15 protein-coding genes are annotated in these 15,558 nt (G+C 45.9%); 11 read left to right on the forward strand and 4 right to left on the reverse strand.

What is annotated here, in order from left to right; all coding sequences use genetic code 11:
* Nucleotides 1-43: 43 nt before the first annotated feature.
* Complete coding sequence (locus TW81_RS00605) at nucleotides 44-1,333, reverse strand: citrate synthase (protein ID WP_045953791.1); 1,290 nt, start codon at nucleotides 1,331-1,333, stop codon at nucleotides 44-46.
* A 395-nt stretch (nucleotides 1,334-1,728) separates the two neighbouring features.
* Here TW81_RS00605 and sdhC point away from each other — a divergent pair, with 395 nt between their 5' ends.
* From sdhC to sucD, 8 genes are all read left to right on the forward strand, one after another.
* Nucleotides 1,729-2,121: a succinate dehydrogenase cytochrome b556 subunit gene (gene sdhC / locus TW81_RS00610; protein WP_045953792.1), complete on the forward strand. Its 393-nt coding sequence runs from the start codon at nucleotides 1,729-1,731 to the stop codon at nucleotides 2,119-2,121.
* A complete protein-coding gene (gene sdhD / locus TW81_RS00615; protein ID WP_004744512.1) occupies nucleotides 2,115-2,459 on the forward strand; it encodes a succinate dehydrogenase, hydrophobic membrane anchor protein in 345 nt (114 codons plus the stop codon). The genes sdhC and sdhD overlap by 7 nt, the downstream gene beginning before the upstream one ends.
* Nucleotides 2,460-4,226, forward strand: a complete 1,767-nt coding sequence (sdhA, locus tag TW81_RS00620; protein ID WP_045953793.1) for a succinate dehydrogenase flavoprotein subunit — start codon at nucleotides 2,460-2,462, stop codon at nucleotides 4,224-4,226.
* 18 nt (nucleotides 4,227-4,244) lie between these two features.
* Entirely contained in the window at nucleotides 4,245-4,955 is a 711-nt protein-coding gene (locus TW81_RS00625) for a succinate dehydrogenase iron-sulfur subunit (protein WP_045953794.1), read from the forward strand.
* 91 nt (nucleotides 4,956-5,046) lie between these two features.
* Nucleotides 5,047-7,872: a 2-oxoglutarate dehydrogenase E1 component gene (gene sucA, locus TW81_RS00630; RefSeq protein ID WP_045953795.1), complete on the forward strand. Its 2,826-nt coding sequence runs from the start codon at nucleotides 5,047-5,049 to the stop codon at nucleotides 7,870-7,872.
* A gap of 28 nt (nucleotides 7,873-7,900) precedes the next feature.
* Nucleotides 7,901-9,109, forward strand: coding sequence for a 2-oxoglutarate dehydrogenase complex dihydrolipoyllysine-residue succinyltransferase (gene odhB, locus TW81_RS00635; protein ID WP_045953796.1), 1,209 nt, complete (start codon nucleotides 7,901-7,903; stop codon nucleotides 9,107-9,109).
* 207 nt (nucleotides 9,110-9,316) lie between these two features.
* Entirely contained in the window at nucleotides 9,317-10,483 is a 1,167-nt protein-coding gene (gene sucC / locus TW81_RS00640; protein WP_045953797.1) for an ADP-forming succinate--CoA ligase subunit beta, read from the forward strand.
* Nucleotides 10,483-11,355 (forward strand): succinate--CoA ligase subunit alpha, encoded by an 873-nt coding sequence (sucD, locus tag TW81_RS00645; protein WP_045953798.1) that lies wholly within the window; start codon nucleotides 10,483-10,485, stop codon nucleotides 11,353-11,355. Before sucC ends, sucD begins: the two co-directional genes overlap by 1 nt.
* Before the next feature lie 142 nt (nucleotides 11,356-11,497).
* Here the strand turns inward: sucD and TW81_RS00650 are convergent, their stop codons facing one another.
* On the reverse strand, nucleotides 11,498-11,779 hold the full coding sequence (locus tag TW81_RS00650) for a hypothetical protein (RefSeq protein ID WP_045953799.1): 282 nt from the start codon (nucleotides 11,777-11,779) through the stop codon (nucleotides 11,498-11,500).
* A gap of 786 nt (nucleotides 11,780-12,565) precedes the next feature.
* Here TW81_RS00650 and TW81_RS00655 point away from each other — a divergent pair.
* Nucleotides 12,566-13,084 (forward strand): GNAT family N-acetyltransferase, encoded by a 519-nt coding sequence (locus TW81_RS00655; protein WP_045953800.1) that lies wholly within the window; start codon nucleotides 12,566-12,568, stop codon nucleotides 13,082-13,084.
* Here TW81_RS00655 and TW81_RS00660 read toward each other — a convergent pair.
* Nucleotides 13,032-13,331: a DUF3301 domain-containing protein gene (locus TW81_RS00660; protein WP_045953801.1), complete on the reverse strand. Its 300-nt coding sequence runs from the start codon at nucleotides 13,329-13,331 to the stop codon at nucleotides 13,032-13,034. The genes TW81_RS00655 and TW81_RS00660 overlap by 53 nt on opposite strands.
* A gap of 2 nt (nucleotides 13,332-13,333) precedes the next feature.
* The gene (locus tag TW81_RS00665) at nucleotides 13,334-14,371 is read right to left on the reverse strand and encodes a DUF3549 family protein (protein WP_045953802.1); all 1,038 of its coding nucleotides are present in this window, start codon (nucleotides 14,369-14,371) and stop codon (nucleotides 13,334-13,336) included.
* Between the two features lie 76 nt (nucleotides 14,372-14,447).
* Here TW81_RS00665 and TW81_RS00670 point away from each other — a divergent pair, with 76 nt between their 5' ends.
* The gene (locus tag TW81_RS00670; RefSeq protein WP_045953803.1) at nucleotides 14,448-14,762 is read left to right on the forward strand and encodes a YqcC family protein; all 315 of its coding nucleotides are present in this window, start codon (nucleotides 14,448-14,450) and stop codon (nucleotides 14,760-14,762) included.
* Nucleotides 14,762-15,484 carry a tRNA pseudouridine(65) synthase TruC gene (truC, locus tag TW81_RS00675; RefSeq protein ID WP_045953804.1) on the forward strand — a complete coding sequence of 241 codons (723 nt, stop codon included), beginning with the start codon at nucleotides 14,762-14,764 and terminating at the stop codon, nucleotides 15,482-15,484. Before TW81_RS00670 ends, truC begins: the two co-directional genes overlap by 1 nt.
* The last annotated feature ends 74 nt before the right edge of the window (nucleotides 15,485-15,558 follow it).

Below are 15,558 nucleotides of genomic sequence, written 5' to 3' on the forward strand. Positions count from 1 at the left end.
CTGACGTTTGCACGTCAGCCCTTTACTTTTTGCTAGTCAGCTATTATTCACGCTCATGAAGAGGTGAAAATTCACGCTGTACCTCACCTGTGTATAGTTGGCGAGGACGACCTATACGGTTTAGTGGGTCGCTGTGCATTTCGTTCCAGTGTGCAATCCAGCCGATGGTACGAGACAGGGCAAAGATTACCGTGAACATTGAGACAGGAATACCGATCGCTTTAAGAATAATACCTGAGTAGAAGTCTACGTTCGGGTAAAGCTTCTTAGAAACGAAGTATTCATCAGACAATGCAATGCGTTCCAGTTCCATTGCAACATCAAGCAGTGGATCTTGGATATTAAGCTCTTTAAGCACGTCATGGCATGTCTCACGCATGACTGTTGCGCGTGGGTCATAGTTCTTGTAAACACGGTGACCAAAGCCCATTAGGCGGAATGGGTCATCCTTATCTTTTGCACGTGCAACGTACTCAGGAATGTTTTCAACGCTACCGATCTCTTCAAGCATCTTCAGACACGCTTCGTTTGCACCACCGTGAGCAGGGCCCCATAGAGATGCAATACCTGCGGCAATACATGCGAATGGGTTAGCACCAGATGAACCAGCCAAACGTACTGTCGACGTAGATGCGTTTTGCTCGTGGTCAGCATGCAGTGTGAAAATTTTGTCCATCGCACGAGCAACCACAGGGTTGACTTCATATTCTTCACATGGGTTTGCGAACATCATGTGTAGGAAGTTTTCTGCGTAGCTTAGATCGTTACGAGGGTAGATGAATGGTTGACCGATAGAGTACTTGTAACACATAGCCGCAAGTGTTGGCATTTTCGAAAGTAGACGATATGCGGTGATTTCGCGGTGTGTGTCGTTATTGATATCTAATGAATCGTGGTAAAACGCAGCCAGTGCTCCAACCACACCACACATGACAGCCATTGGGTGAGCGTCACGGCGGAAACCGTGGAAGAAGCTCGCAATTTGCTCATGGACCATAGTGTGACGGGTCACAGTTGTTTTGAACTGTTCGTATTGTTCACGTGTTGGGGCTTCACCGTAAAGAAGAATGTAACAAACTTCTAAGTAATCAGCGTTGTTTGCTAGCTGATCAATTGGGTAACCACGGTGCAAAAGAATGCCTTTGCCGCCGTCGATGTAGGTGATTTGAGATTCACAAGATGCAGTGGCAAGAAAACCTGGGTCAAAAGTAAAGTATCCATTTGCTCCCAGTGTTCGAACATCAATTACAGGCGTACCAAGGGCACCTTCCATAATCGGCAGTTCGATAGGCGCTTGACCTTCAACATGAAGGGTAGCTTTCTTATCTGCCATAACAATCTCCTTTGTTTATTATTTAATCCGTCCAGGATGTTTGTGTGCCATTTTTTTACGTGTGTTCGTTATCAAAGTCAATTTTTCTCATCTGATGTGTGCACTTGTTATGATTTTTTGAACGTATTAGGTAAAAAATCTGGTCTGTGTAGCAAAAATTGTTACATCAATTGTATTAGAATGTTGCCAGCCGTATAGTGGCGCAGTAAATTTTGGTGGAAACCTTATAAATTCAAGGCTTGAAACAAATGTGAGGTGAAGTTTTAATCCTTGTTGTTAACAATTATTTTACAAAATACTCGGACGATTGTTGCAGTCTTGTGTTAAATAAATGTTAAGTTTTGTAGGTTTGCAATCAAAATTCGTTCATAACTATAAATGCTCAATGGAGCTGAGTGAGCAAGCCCGTGAAAGAAAGAAAGTCAAGACCTGTTAATTTAGATTTACAGACCATTCGCTTTCCGATCACCGCAATCGCATCTATCCTACACCGTGTATCTGGTGTGATTACGTTTGTCGCAATCGGAATCCTACTTTGGTTACTATCCATTTCTCTATCCTCCCCAGTTGGCTACGCACAAGCTGTTGACCTTGTCGATGGTTTCTTTGTGAAGTTTATTCTATGGGGCATTCTAACGGCTTTGGCCTATCACATTGCAGGTGGCATCCGCCATTTACTAATGGATTTAGGTCATTTTGAAGAGCTGGAATCTGGTGCGATGAGCGCTAAGGTTGCATTCGCAGCAACGGCCGTTCTGTCTCTACTTGCGGGGGTTATGGTATGGTAAAACACATCTCATCTTTTGGTCGTAATGGTGTCCACGATTTCTTATTGATTCGTGCGACGGCAATCATTATGACGCTTTACACTATTTATTTAGTGAGCTTCTGTGCTTTCACAGATATTTCTTACGTATCTTGGACCCAGTTCTTTGGTGGTACTTTCACCAAAGTATTTACCATGCTGGCGCTAGTATCTGTTTTGATCCATGCATGGATCGGTTTGTGGCAGGTGCTGACTGATTACATTAAGTGCGCCAAGCTTCGTGGTGGCCTGCAGCTAGCTATTATTGCTGTTCTATTTGGTTACTTCTTCTCTGGTCTATTTATTCTGTGGGGTGCGTAAGTGTCTATTCCAGTTCGCGAATTTGATGCCGTAGTAATCGGCGCTGGTGGTGCAGGCATGCGCGCTGCACTGCAAATCTCTGAGCAAGGCCTAACTTGTGCTTTGCTGTCTAAAGTTTTTCCAACTCGTTCTCATACTGTTTCTGCTCAAGGTGGTATTACGGTTGCGCTAGGTAATGCGCACGAAGACCATTGGGAACAGCATATGTACGATACGGTCAAAGGGTCTGACTACATCGGTGACCAAAACGCTATCGAGTACATGTGTAAAAATGGTCCTGAGTCAGTAATTGAACTTGAGAAAATGGGTCTACCTTTCTCACGTTTCGACAACGGTACTATCTACCAACGTCCATTTGGCGGTCAGTCAAAGAACTTTGGTGGTGAGCAGGCTGCGCGTACAGCTGCAGCTGCAGACCGTACTGGTCACGCACTTCTACACACGCTTTACCAACAAAACATCAAGCACAAAACAACCGTATTCTCAGAGTGGTATGCACTTGATCTTGTGAAGAACGAAGACGGTGTTGTTCTAGGTTGTACAGCGCTATGTATGGAAACGGGTGAAGTTTGTTACTTCAAATCAAAAGCAACCATCCTAGCTACGGGTGGTGCAGGTCGTATTTACGCTTCTACTACGAACGCTCACATCAACACAGGTGATGGTGTTGGTATGGCGCTACGTGCAGGCGTACCGATGCAAGATATGGAAATGTGGCAGTTCCACCCAACGGGTATCGCTGGCGCAGGTGTTCTTGTAACAGAAGGCTGTCGTGGTGAAGGTGGTTACCTTCTTAATAAAGATGGCGAGCGCTTCATGGAGCGTTATGCTCCAAACGCGAAAGACCTAGCTGGTCGTGACGTTGTTGCTCGTTCAATGATGATTGAGATCCGTGAAGGTCGTGGCTGCGATGGTCCATGGGGTCCTCATATCAAACTGAAACTGGATCACTTAGGTAAAGATACTCTTGAGTCACGTCTACCTGGCGTTTGTGAACTGTCTCGCACATTCGCACACGTTGACCCAGTTAAAGAACCAATTCCAGTAATCCCAACCTGTCACTACATGATGGGTGGTATCCCAACTCAGGTTTCAGGTCAGGCTATCAAGCAAGATGAAAACGGCGCTGATGTTGAAGTACAAGGCCTATTCGCTTGTGGTGAAATTGCATCTGTATCAGTACATGGTGCCAACCGTCTTGGCGGTAACTCACTACTAGATTTGGTGGTATTTGGCCGTGCAACAGGTTTGCACCTAGGTGAAACTCTCGCGAAGCAAGCTGAGGCTACACCTGCAACTGAAGCTGATATTGAGCGTTCCCTAGAGCGTTACAACCGTTGGGAAAACAGCACTGAAGGTGAAGACCCAGCACAAATCCGTAAAGACCTACAACAATGTATGCAAAACAACTTCTCGGTATTCCGTGAAGGTGATGCAATGGCTAAAGGTCTTGAAGAGCTTAAAGTTATCCGTGAGCGTCTGAAGAACGCACACTTAGCTGATAAATCAACCGAGTTCAACACCCAACGTATTGAGTGTCTAGAGCTAGAAAACTTGATGGAAACAGCATACGCAACAGCTGTAGCGGCGAACTACCGTACAGAAAGTCGTGGCGCACATGCTCGTTTTGACTTCCCTGACCGTGATGATGCGCAGTGGCTATGTCACTCAATCTACAACCCAGAAACGGAAGCAATGACGAAGCGTGGTGTAAACATGGAACCTATTCACCGTGATGCGTTCCCACCGAAAGCACGTACGTACTAAGGAAAGGAGGATAATATTATGAAACTGAATTTCTCTTTGTACCGCTACAATCCGGATGTCGATCAAAAGCCTTACATGAAGGACTACACGCTTGAAGTGGAAGAAGGCTCTGACATGATGCTGCTTGATGCATTGATTTTGCTAAAAGAGCAAGATCCAAGCATCTCGTTCCGTCGCTCTTGCCGTGAAGGTGTATGTGGTTCAGACGGTCTGAACATGAATGGTAAGAATGGTTTGGCATGTATCACACCACTTTCAGCATTAAGCGGTGAGAAAATTGTCATCCGTCCACTACCAGGTCTACCTGTTGTGCGCGATCTTATTGTCGATATGACGCAGTTCTATGATAACTACACGAAAGTGAAACCGTTCTTGATTGATGATGGCGCACTACCGCCATCACGTGAGAACCTACAATCGCCTGAAGAACGTGCGCATCTAGACGGTCTGTATGAATGTATTATGTGTGCATGTTGTACAACTTCGTGCCCATCGTTCTGGTGGAACCCAGATAAATTTATTGGTCCTGCAGGTCTTCTAGCGGCTTACCGTTGGTTAATAGATAGCCGAGATACCGCGACAGATGAACGTCTGTCAAATCTTGATGACGCATTTAGCGTTTTCCGTTGCCACGGCATCATGAATTGTGTAAGTGTTTGTCCTAAGGGATTAAATCCGACGAAAGCAATTGGTCATATTAAGACCATGCTTGTCAATCGTTCTGTGTAATTAACAAAAAATTGCCGATTCAAATTGAGTCGGCTCTTAATAGCTCGGCGTAGACCGCAGCAAACGTGAAAACTACTGGTTAAGGGAAAATATGCACAACGGCGTGATGAAGGCGTGGCTCGAGTCTTCACACTTGGCTGGCGCCAATGCAACGTATGTAGAAGACCTCTACGAACTGTATCTAAGTGATCCCGATCTGGTAAGTGAGGAGTGGAAACGTGTTTTTGAGGGACTACCTAAGCCTTCAGAAGAGGTGGTGGAACAACCCCACTCACGTGTCCGTGACTACTTCCGACGACTCGCTCAAGAAACAAAGCATTACAATGTCCAAGTTAGTGATCCTGATGTCGACGCTAAACAGGTAAAAGTACTTCAGTTAATCAATGCTTACCGCTTTCGTGGTCATGAAGCGGCACAGCTTGACCCTCTAGGTTTATGGCAACGTCCAACGGTGGCGGAGCTTGATCCTGCTTTTCATAATCTCACCCAAGACGATCTAGAAGAAACTTTCAACGTCGGTTCTTTTGCTATTGGCAAAGAGACGATGCAGTTGAAAGACATCCACTCGTCATTAAATAAGATTTACTGTGGCTCTATCGGTGCTGAGTATATGCACATGACAGACACTGAACAAAAACGTTGGATTCAGCAACGTCTAGAATCAGTGGTCGGTCAGCCGTCATTCAGCAAAGAAGAAAAGCAAGAATTCCTAGAAGAGCTGACAGCAGCAGAAGGTTTAGAGCGTTATTTGGGCGCGAAATTCCCAGGTGCGAAGCGTTTCTCCCTAGAAGGTGGTGATGCCTTAATTCCAATGACGAAAGAGTTGATTCGTCATGCGGGTAAGAGCGGTATGCGTGAAGTCGTAATTGGTATGGCTCACCGTGGTCGTCTAAATATGCTGGTTAACGTCTTGGGTAAAAAACCTCAAGATCTGTTCGACGAGTTTGCAGGCAAACACGATGAAACTTGGGGAACTGGCGATGTTAAATATCACCAAGGTTTCTCGGCTGACTTTGCAACGCCAAACGGTGATGTTCACTTAGCACTCGCATTTAACCCATCTCACCTAGAAATTGTTAACCCTGTGGTTATCGGTTCGGTACGTGCACGTCAAGACCGTTTAGGTGATACAGACGGCAGTACAGTATTGCCGATCACTATTCATGGTGACTCGGCAATTGCTGGTCAGGGTGTGGTGGCTGAAACCTTTAACATGTCTCAGGCACGTGGTTTCCGTGTTGGTGGTACGGTACGCATTGTCGTTAACAACCAAGTTGGCTTTACGACATCGAACCCGAGCGATACGCGTTCAACCATGTACTGTACTGACATCGCTAAAATGGTTCAGGCGCCAATTTTCCACGTTAACGCAGATGACCCTGAAGCGGTCGCTTTCGTTACTCGTATTGCGCTTGACTACCGTAACGAATTTAAGCGTGATGTCGTTATCGACCTAGTTTGTTACCGCCGTCATGGTCACAACGAAGCTGACGAGCCAAACGCAACACAGCCATTGATGTACCAGAAGATCAAAAAGCATCCGACGCCACGCAAGCTCTATGCTGATGTACTGATCGAACGCGGTGATTTTGGTATTGATACCGCCACACAACTGGTCAACGAGTATCGCGATGCGTTAGATCGCGGCGAAGTTGTGGTCAAAGAGTGGCGCCCAATGGCAATGCACTCGGTGGACTGGTCTCCTTATCTTGGTCATGACTGGGATACAGAGTGGAACAGCAAATTTGACACTCAGCGCCTGATTGAACTTGGTCAGCGCCTATGTAGCTACCCAGATAGCCATAAATTACAAAGCCGCGTCAACAAGCTTTACAACGATCGTCAAGCAATGCTGAGTGGTGAAAAAGCGATTGACTGGGGGATGGCTGAAACATTGGCCTACGCAACTCTGGTCGATGATGGCAAGCGAATTCGTATTTCTGGTCAGGATTCGGGTCGTGGTACTTTCTTCCACCGTCACTCGGTTTTACACAACCAGAACGACGCCAGCACTTATGTTCCATTGGCGAACATTCATGACAAGCAGGGGCCATTCGAAGTATTCGACTCCGTGCTGTCTGAAGAGGCTGTTCTTGCATTTGAGTACGGCTATGCAACAGCAGAACCCGGTGGTTTAACACTTTGGGAAGCTCAGTTTGGTGACTTTGCTAACGGCGCTCAAGTGGTTATAGACCAATTTATCTCATCAGGTGAGCAAAAATGGGCACGTTTGTGTGGCCTGACTATGCTTCTTCCTCATGGCTACGAAGGTCAAGGCCCAGAACACTCATCTGCGCGTCTAGAGCGTTACTTGCAGTTGTGTGCTGAGCAGAACATGCAAGTCGTTGTGCCTTCAACGCCAGCTCAGGTTTACCACATGATCCGTCGCCAGGTTGTAAGACCAATGCGTCGTCCGCTTGTGGTGATGTCGCCTAAGTCACTGCTACGCCATCCTCTGTGTACCTCTTCTATTGAAGACTTAGCAGAAGGGACTTTCCAGGCAGCGATCGGTGAGATTGACAACTTAGAAGCATCTAAGGTGAAACGCGTTGTCTTCTGTTCAGGTAAAGTTTACTTCGATCTGCTAGAGCAGCGTCGTAACAATGAGCAAGATGATGTGGCGATTGTTCGTATTGAGCAGCTCTACCCATTCCCTCTGGAAGAGGTTCAAGCAGCGATCGAGCAATACACCAATGTAGAAGACTACGTTTGGTGTCAAGAAGAGCCGCAAAACCAAGGTGCTTGGTACTCGAGCCAACATAACTTCCGTGCTGCGATTCCAGCAGGTGCCGATCTGAAATACGCTGGACGACCAGCGTCAGCATCACCTGCAGTTGGTTACATGTCAGTACACTTGAAACAACAAAAAGCGCTAGTTGAAGAGGCGCTTACCGTGAATACAAAAACTTCGGCTTAAGCGCTAGAAGTTAAAGGAAGAAACAGATATGACAATTGAAATTCTGGTTCCAGATTTACCTGAATCAGTTGCAGACGCAACAGTTGCAACATGGCACAAACAACCTGGTGACAAAGTTGAACGTGACGAGGTTTTAGTCGATATCGAAACAGATAAAGTCGTTTTAGAAGTACCTGCGCCAGAAGCTGGTGTTCTAGAAGCGATTATCGAAGAAGAAGGTGCAACAGTACTTTCTAAGCAACTGCTCGCTAAGATTAAGCCTGGCGCGGTTGCGGGTGAGCCGACTAAAGACACCACAGAAGAGTCTGAAGCGTCTCCTGATAAACGCCACAAAGCGTCACTTACAGAAGAGAGCAATGACGCTCTTAGCCCAGCAGTTCGCCGTCTGCTTGGTGAACACGGTCTTGAAGCGAGCCAAGTGAAAGGGACTGGTGTTGGTGGTCGTATTACACGTGAAGACATTGAAGCGCACCTAGCGAAAGCAAAAGAAGCGCCAAAAGCGGACGCGCCAGCGGCTGTCGAAGCACCTGCAGCAGCGCGTAGCCAAAAACGTGTTCCAATGACACGCCTACGTAAGACAGTTGCTAACCGCCTACTAGAAGCGAAAAACAACACCGCTATGCTGACTACGTTTAACGAAGTGAACATGAAGCCAATTATGGATCTTCGTAAACAGTACAAAGATCAGTTCGAAGAGCGTCATGGCACGCGTCTAGGCTTTATGTCTTTCTACGTTAAAGCGGTAACTGAAGCGCTAAAACGTTACCCAGAAGTTAATGCTTCGATTGACGGTGACGATATTGTTTACCACAACTACTTTGATATCAGCATGGCGGTATCAACGCCACGTGGTCTAGTGACTCCAGTACTTAAAGACTGTGACACTCTAGGCTTCGCGGATATCGAAAAAGGCATCAAAGAGTTAGCGATTAAAGGCCGTGATGGCAAGCTAACGGTTGATGAGTTGATGGGTGGTAACTTCACCATCACTAACGGTGGTGTATTTGGATCTTTAATGTCTACACCTATCATCAACCCACCACAATCGGCAATTTTGGGTATGCACAAAATCCAAGAGCGTCCAATGGCGGTAGACGGTAAAGTAGAAATCTTACCAATGATGTACCTAGCCTTGTCTTACGATCACCGCTTAATCGACGGTCGTGAGTCAGTGGGCTTCCTAGTGACCATTAAAGAGCTACTAGAAGATCCAGCACGTCTGCTATTAGACGTTTAATATCGCTAAAACGTCTAGTTATCTTGGGTAACTAGACGTTCGATAGTTTCAAAGGCTAGACTCGCTCAACTGTCTGGCCTTCACTTGAATCTCTGACCGTTTTTGAAATGGTTGGTGATTGATTTGAGAAGACCCTACAGACGCCCGCAACATAGCGGCGTTATGGAAATAATAATCCCTACAAGGGAAAATAAACGGAATATCAAAATGAATTTGCATGAATACCAAGCCAAACAGCTGTTTGCAGAATTCGGTTTGCCTGTACCGGAAGGTTACGCGTGTGACACGCCACAAGAAGCTTTTGAAGCAGCTAGCCGTATCTCAACAGAGAAGAAAGTAGTCAAATGTCAGGTTCACGCAGGTGGACGTGGTAAAGCGGGTGGCGTAGAGCTACACGATACAAAAGATGGCGTAAAAGAATTTGCACAAAAGTGGCTAGGTAAAAACCTAGTGACTTACCAAACAGACGCAAATGGTCAGCCAGTAACAAAAATCCTAGTTGAAGAAGCGTCAAACATTGCTAACGAACTTTACCTAGGCGCAGTTGTAGACCGTGCAACGCGTAAAGTCGTATTTATGGCATCAACAGAAGGTGGTGTTGAAATCGAGAAAGTGGCAGAAGAGACGCCAGAGTTAATTCACAAAGCGGCTATCGATCCACTTGTTGGCCCTCAAGCTTACCAAGGCCGTGAGCTAGCGTTCAAGCTGGGTCTTGAAGGTGACCAAATTAAACAATTCGTTAAGATCTTTATGGGTCTTGGCAACATGTTCTCTCAGTACGACCTTGCTCTACTAGAGATCAACCCGCTTGTGATTACTGCTGAAGGCAACTTGCTATGTCTAGATGGTAAAATCAACATCGACTCTAACGCGATGTACCGTCAGCCTAAGCTTCGCGAAATGCACGATCCTTCACAAGAAGATGAGCGTGAAGCACATGCTGCTCAGTGGGAACTAAACTACGTAGCACTAGATGGTAACGTTGGCTGTATGGTTAACGGTGCAGGTCTGGCTATGGGTACGATGGATATCGTTAACCTGCACGGTGGCAAGCCAGCGAACTTCCTAGATGTAGGTGGCGGTGCGACGAAAGAGCGCGTAGCTGAAGCATTCAAAATAATCCTATCTGATGATAACGTGAAAGCGGTACTGGTAAACATCTTCGGTGGTATCGTGCGTTGTGACATGATCGCTGAAGGTATTATCGGTGCGGTTAAAGAGGTAGGTGTAAGCGTACCGGTTGTTGTTCGTCTAGAAGGTACTAACGCTGACCTAGGTCGCGAAGTTCTTGCTAATTCTGATGTTGATATCATTGCTGCTGAGTCGCTAACTGATGCTGCTCAAAAAGTTGTTGCTGCTGCGGAGGCTAAATAATGTCTGTATTAATTAACAAAGACACTAAAGTAATCTGTCAGGGTTTCACTGGTGGTCAAGGTACTTTCCACTCAGAGCAAGCTATCGCATACGGTACGCAAATGGTTGGTGGTGTATCTCCTGGTAAAGGCGGTCAAACTCACCTAGGTCTACCTGTATTCAATACAGTACGTGAAGCGGTAGAAGCGACTGGCGCAACAGCGACAGTAATCTACGTACCAGCACCTTTCTGTAAAGATGCAATCCTTGAAGCGATTGACGCAGGTATCGAGCTAATCGTAACAATCACGGAAGGAATTCCTACAACAGATATGATCGACGTGAAAGTGAAGCTAGAAGAAACTGGCGTGCGCATGATCGGTCCTAACTGTCCGGGTGTTATCACTCCTGATGAGTGTAAGATCGGTATCATGCCTGGTCACATCCACAAGAAAGGTAAAGTAGGTATCGTATCTCGCAGCGGTACACTAACTTACGAAGCAGTTAAGCAAACAACTGACGAAGGTTTCGGTCAGTCGACTTGTGTTGGTATCGGTGGTGACCCAATCCCTGGTTCTAACTTCATTGATATCCTAAAACTGTTCCAAGAAGACCCTGAAACTGAAGCGATCGTAATGATTGGTGAAATCGGTGGTACAGCGGAAGAAGAAGCTGCGGCGTTCATCAAAGAGAACGTCACTAAACCCGTTGTTTCTTACATCGCAGGTGTAACAGCACCTCCTGGCAAACGTATGGGTCACGCAGGTGCGATTATCTCTGGTGGTAAAGGTACTGCTGAAGACAAATTCGCTGCACTAGAAGCAGCTGGCGTTAAGACAGTTAAATCTCTAGCAGAGATCGGTAAAGGTCTACGTGAAGTAACAGGTTGGTAATCTGACCCGTTTCAACGAGAAAGGCTTGGCATTTTGCCAAGCCTTTTGTTTTTCTACCGGCTGATATTTATGCGTTCCATTCAGTATGAAAAAGCCAATAGTTCACTCATCTAGTATAAGTGGCAGCGCGGTGTCTCTAGTTCTATTGTTTTTGCTCTAATGCGGCCAATCTAGCGCTCAAGTCGGCAACTTGCCTTTCCAGTTGTTCGATCCGCTCTGCATCTGTGACCTCTTTTTTTGTCGCCACCTCAACTTTAGGGACTCGGCTAGCGCTTTTCCAACTTTTCAGTGTAGTGATCAACGCGGGCATAGGGACGGATGTCGTTAGGCGTGCTTTCACTAGCGCGACGGTGGGTTCTTTTCCTTCGGCGTGTAACTGTTCAAGGATTTCTTTTAGCTCTTGGCTAACGTCTTGAGTAAGCATAAAACCTCCATTGTGCTGTTAGCGCCAATAATACTGAGCTTAACCATAATTGGCCAATGGAAAATTGAGAAATAGCGTGTGCGAAATTTCTCACAAGTGATGTGAGAGAAAGTGTGTTTCAAACATGGTTTTTGACGGATTCTGTGAGTTAAGTTCATGATTTAAATTGTATTTTTTGTTTGTTTCTAAGTTGTTTCAATAATTGTTATTTTACAGGCTATTGTCTGAAGTGTAGATTAGCGTAAATTGAACGGTGTCGGAAGGATGCTGACACGGAACAGGAAAGACCAAGGAGTGGCATCTTCAGGAAGAAGATTGGTTGACGAGGAACGTTGATCACGCATGGAGCGAAAGGACATTGTAAGGATACGCTCGTTAACAGGACGTTAGCGACAAAGGAAAGACAATGGACACCTCTAGAAAGAGGCTAGGACAGTATCAGGATGATACAAAGGACACCGCTCAAGGAACAAGTGATGTGAAGCTAGCGAGGATTGTTAGCGATCAGGATGAATAGGAAACCGCTAGGACGGCGAAGTTAGGAAATTACTGACGGATTCAGTAACTATTAAGGAAGATGCATGGAGCACCTTTTGTAGCCGGACTGCTGCGAGTAAGACTATAGCCCCGACACTCACGTGTCGGGGCTTTTCTTAGATCTGACCTTTCTAAAAAGCACCAAAACAACAATAAAAAAGCAATCTAGATCAATACAGGTTGTAACCAGTTGGTTTAACTTTCCGGCTTTGTTTTAAAAGACAATTTTGCTGTATACAAGGATGTGTCATGACGATAGTGACTCGGCGTTCGTTATTAGTCCCATATAACGAATCATTACAATCTGAATATCTCATGCTCAACTGCTGTGCCATCAACCGTGCCCAAATGAATGGCGCGCATACGGTCTCTTCGGCAAAAGCTCAGTTCGAGAAGGTTCTCAATGACAGAAATATCTTTGCGATGGCAGTATTAGATAGCCACAATAGAGAATATATGGGGCATGTGTTTGTTTCAGATTTAGATACCCAACCGGAACTCGGTTATATATTCGATAAGGATTATTGGGGGAGGGGCATTGCCAGCGAAGTTCTGCAAGCTTTTTTCTCAAAAGCGGTGCGCGATCTCAACTTAGAGCGTGTCGCTGCGACGGCAAATGTTGGTCATGAACCATCAGTACGTATTTTGAATAAGTTAGGGTTTAAATTCAATGCGCATAAACGAGATATGTTCGGGCCTTACGATGAGTTCGTTTTTACATCCGATGCGGTGGCAGATCGACCTTTGCTAGCTGGAAACCTTGCATAACAATACGGCCTTGATAGCAGTCATCACCGAGTGAAGAAAACTCAAATTGATAAATCGAATGCCAACGCCAGACACCGTCTGGCGTTTTTAGTTTATGACCTTTTAGTGCGACGCTAAGCAACTGCAAATCAAGTTCTTTACACTTACGTAAGGCGACAGATTTAGCCAACTCGGCTTGGCGTCTTTGTTGCCAAAAGATAAGGCACACAATCGCGAGCGCGAGAATAGCCACAAGGTCATGAATCATAATTACGCCTTTGCTGCTTGTTGAAGATTAATCAACGCTTTCGCCAGTTCGTCAGAAGGGTTGGAGTGGAGCAAAGGCAGCAACACCATTCTTAACTCAGGCAACATCACCAGATCAGCAAATAACTGATTAAACAACGCTTGATTGCCTGTTTGCGCCAACCTCAAGAGAAATTGTTCTGCGATTTGGGAATTGGCTAACCAATGCCAACTGCGACCCGCCACACCAATCAATACTTCCTGATGACTTAAGCGAGGAGAATCGAGCACTTGGCGAACAACGGCTAGGGCAATTGAATTATCAGCGCCAGAGAGCGCGCGTAACAGCGCTGAAAGCAGGAAAAGATCTGGCTCATCACTGTCTATTTCGCGCTGAGCTATTTCCGTTAAACGGTTGGCAAGTTTTTCGGGTAACTCTGTATGTTCAAGTGCACCAAGTAGTGCATACAGAGGTTCGTTGGGTAGGTGCTTAAGCGCTTTGCGCAGGTTCACCCCATTTTGTTCTTGACCTAATCGTGCACAAATATCGGTGACACCTTGCAAGCCGACAGTGTGCCACTTATCCCATGCTAAGCCACCAGAGAAATAGTGCTGGGCATGTTCGTAGTATTGGCTGCAAGGTAGATCGAGGTCAGAGCGAATCTGGCTATGAAACACTGCCATTTTGTCTTCGCTAGGCTTAAACGTATATGGGTTATTGGACAACTTTTGCTGTTGCTCTTCACTCATAGCTTGATTTAAGCGTGTCCCCATCGCTTCAATCACGTACTTGATGAAGTTACCCACCTCAGCTTGTTTCAGTAGGCCGCGTTCATCCAATTCAAACTTAAGAAACCAAATCCATGGCTGTTGCTCCTTGTTCCAGTAGGCGATTGCGATATGTGCCTTACGCTGCATCGGATATGGATAAGGGAGCTGACCGTGTTCCACATCAGCAAAAGCTTTACTATCAATTTTCTTGATTCGTCGGCCAAGATCGAAGACCTGGTATTGGCAATCACTGTTCGTCAGCAGTTGAGTAAGCGTATGAATGGTTTGCATTGGAGAATTGTCCTAACTTTCTTTCCTCTATAAATGGTACTCTTAGGACAATTTTCAAGGTCACCATCAAAGATTAATGACAAAAGAGAAACAATTAGCGGCATTGCTTGATCAGTTAGAGCACGCCATGCAGCAGCATCAAATATGGCCTCTGGAGCGGCCAAGCCAGCAAGCCCTGCAAAGCGAGCAGCCTTTTGCGCTTGATACCTTGCAGCCCCATGAATGGCTACGCTGGGTGTTTATCGACAAAATGCATCACATACTAAGTCAATCTCAGCCACTTCCGCAGGGTTTTGCACTCGCTCCCTATTTTGAACAGTGCTGGAGCGAAAATCCGGCTTTAATGCCAGTGATTGCAATTTTGCAGCAGATCGATGAGGAGTGCCGCTAATGCTGGAGATTGTGTTCCAAGACGAATATTTCGTTGCAGTCAATAAGCCTGCGGGTATGTTGGTACACCGTAGTTGGCTAGATAAGCATGAGACTCAATTTGTCATGCAGACGCTGCGTGACCAAATTGGCCAGCATGTCTTTCCTTTGCATAGACTCGACCGTCCTACTTCGGGAGTGTTGATTTTCGCTCTATCGAGCGAGATTGCATCTCAAGTAATGCCAATGTTCGCCAATCACGAGATGGAGAAAACTTACCATGCGATAGTTCGCGGTTGGATCGAGCAAGGAGGTCGTTTGGATTATGCGCTTAAGGTCGAGCTCGATAAAATAGCTGACAAGCACGCAAATCAAGATAAAGAGGCACAAGAGGCCATTACCGATTACACGCCACTCGCTAATGTAGAGATTCCCTATTCAACAGGGAAATTTCCAACTACTCGCTACTGTCTTATGGAGATGAAGCCGCTTACCGGGCGTAAACATCAACTAAGACGCCATATGGCGCACCTCAGACACCCGATTGTTGGAGATACGACTCACGGTGACGGAAAACACAATAAGCTGTTTAGAGAGGTGTATGACTCACATCGATTGCTATTGCATGCATCGAGTTTGGTGTTTACTCATCCGTTTACTGAGCAGAAAGTAGAGATCAAAGCACGTGTCGATGAGACGTGGCAAAAACTGTGTGCTGAGTTCGGTTGGAAAATACCTGACTAGTCCTGCTAATGAGATCAATGTAACACGCTGGAAATAAAAAGCCCTGATTAATCAGTAATGCCAGTCAGTTAAGC

Origin of the sequence: Vibrio galatheae (assembly GCF_000967545.1) — a bacterium.
Lineage (GTDB): Bacteria > Pseudomonadota > Gammaproteobacteria > Enterobacterales > Vibrionaceae > Vibrio > Vibrio galatheae.

Excerpts from the sequence above, each read along its gene's own strand:
- TW81_RS00605 (WP_045953791.1), bottom strand. The coding sequence starts at position 1,333 with ATGGCAGATAAGAAAGCTACCCTTCATGTTGAAGGTCAAGCGCCTATC.
- sdhD (WP_004744512.1), top strand. The coding sequence starts at position 2,115 with ATGGTAAAACACATCTCATCTTTTGGTCGTAATGGTGTCCACGATTTC.
- TW81_RS00625 (WP_045953794.1), top strand. The coding sequence starts at position 4,245 with ATGAAACTGAATTTCTCTTTGTACCGCTACAATCCGGATGTCGATCAA.
- sucA (WP_045953795.1), top strand. The coding sequence starts at position 5,047 with ATGCACAACGGCGTGATGAAGGCGTGGCTCGAGTCTTCACACTTGGCT.
- odhB (WP_045953796.1), top strand. The coding sequence starts at position 7,901 with ATGACAATTGAAATTCTGGTTCCAGATTTACCTGAATCAGTTGCAGAC.
- sucC (WP_045953797.1), top strand. The coding sequence starts at position 9,317 with ATGAATTTGCATGAATACCAAGCCAAACAGCTGTTTGCAGAATTCGGT.
- sucD (WP_045953798.1), top strand. The coding sequence starts at position 10,483 with ATGTCTGTATTAATTAACAAAGACACTAAAGTAATCTGTCAGGGTTTC.
- TW81_RS00650 (WP_045953799.1), bottom strand. The coding sequence starts at position 11,779 with ATGCTTACTCAAGACGTTAGCCAAGAGCTAAAAGAAATCCTTGAACAG.
- TW81_RS00655 (WP_045953800.1), top strand. The coding sequence starts at position 12,566 with ATGACGATAGTGACTCGGCGTTCGTTATTAGTCCCATATAACGAATCA.
- TW81_RS00660 (WP_045953801.1), bottom strand. The coding sequence starts at position 13,331 with ATGATTCATGACCTTGTGGCTATTCTCGCGCTCGCGATTGTGTGCCTT.
- TW81_RS00665 (WP_045953802.1), bottom strand. The coding sequence starts at position 14,371 with ATGCAAACCATTCATACGCTTACTCAACTGCTGACGAACAGTGATTGC.
- TW81_RS00670 (WP_045953803.1), top strand. The coding sequence starts at position 14,448 with ATGACAAAAGAGAAACAATTAGCGGCATTGCTTGATCAGTTAGAGCAC.
- truC (WP_045953804.1), top strand. The coding sequence starts at position 14,762 with ATGCTGGAGATTGTGTTCCAAGACGAATATTTCGTTGCAGTCAATAAG.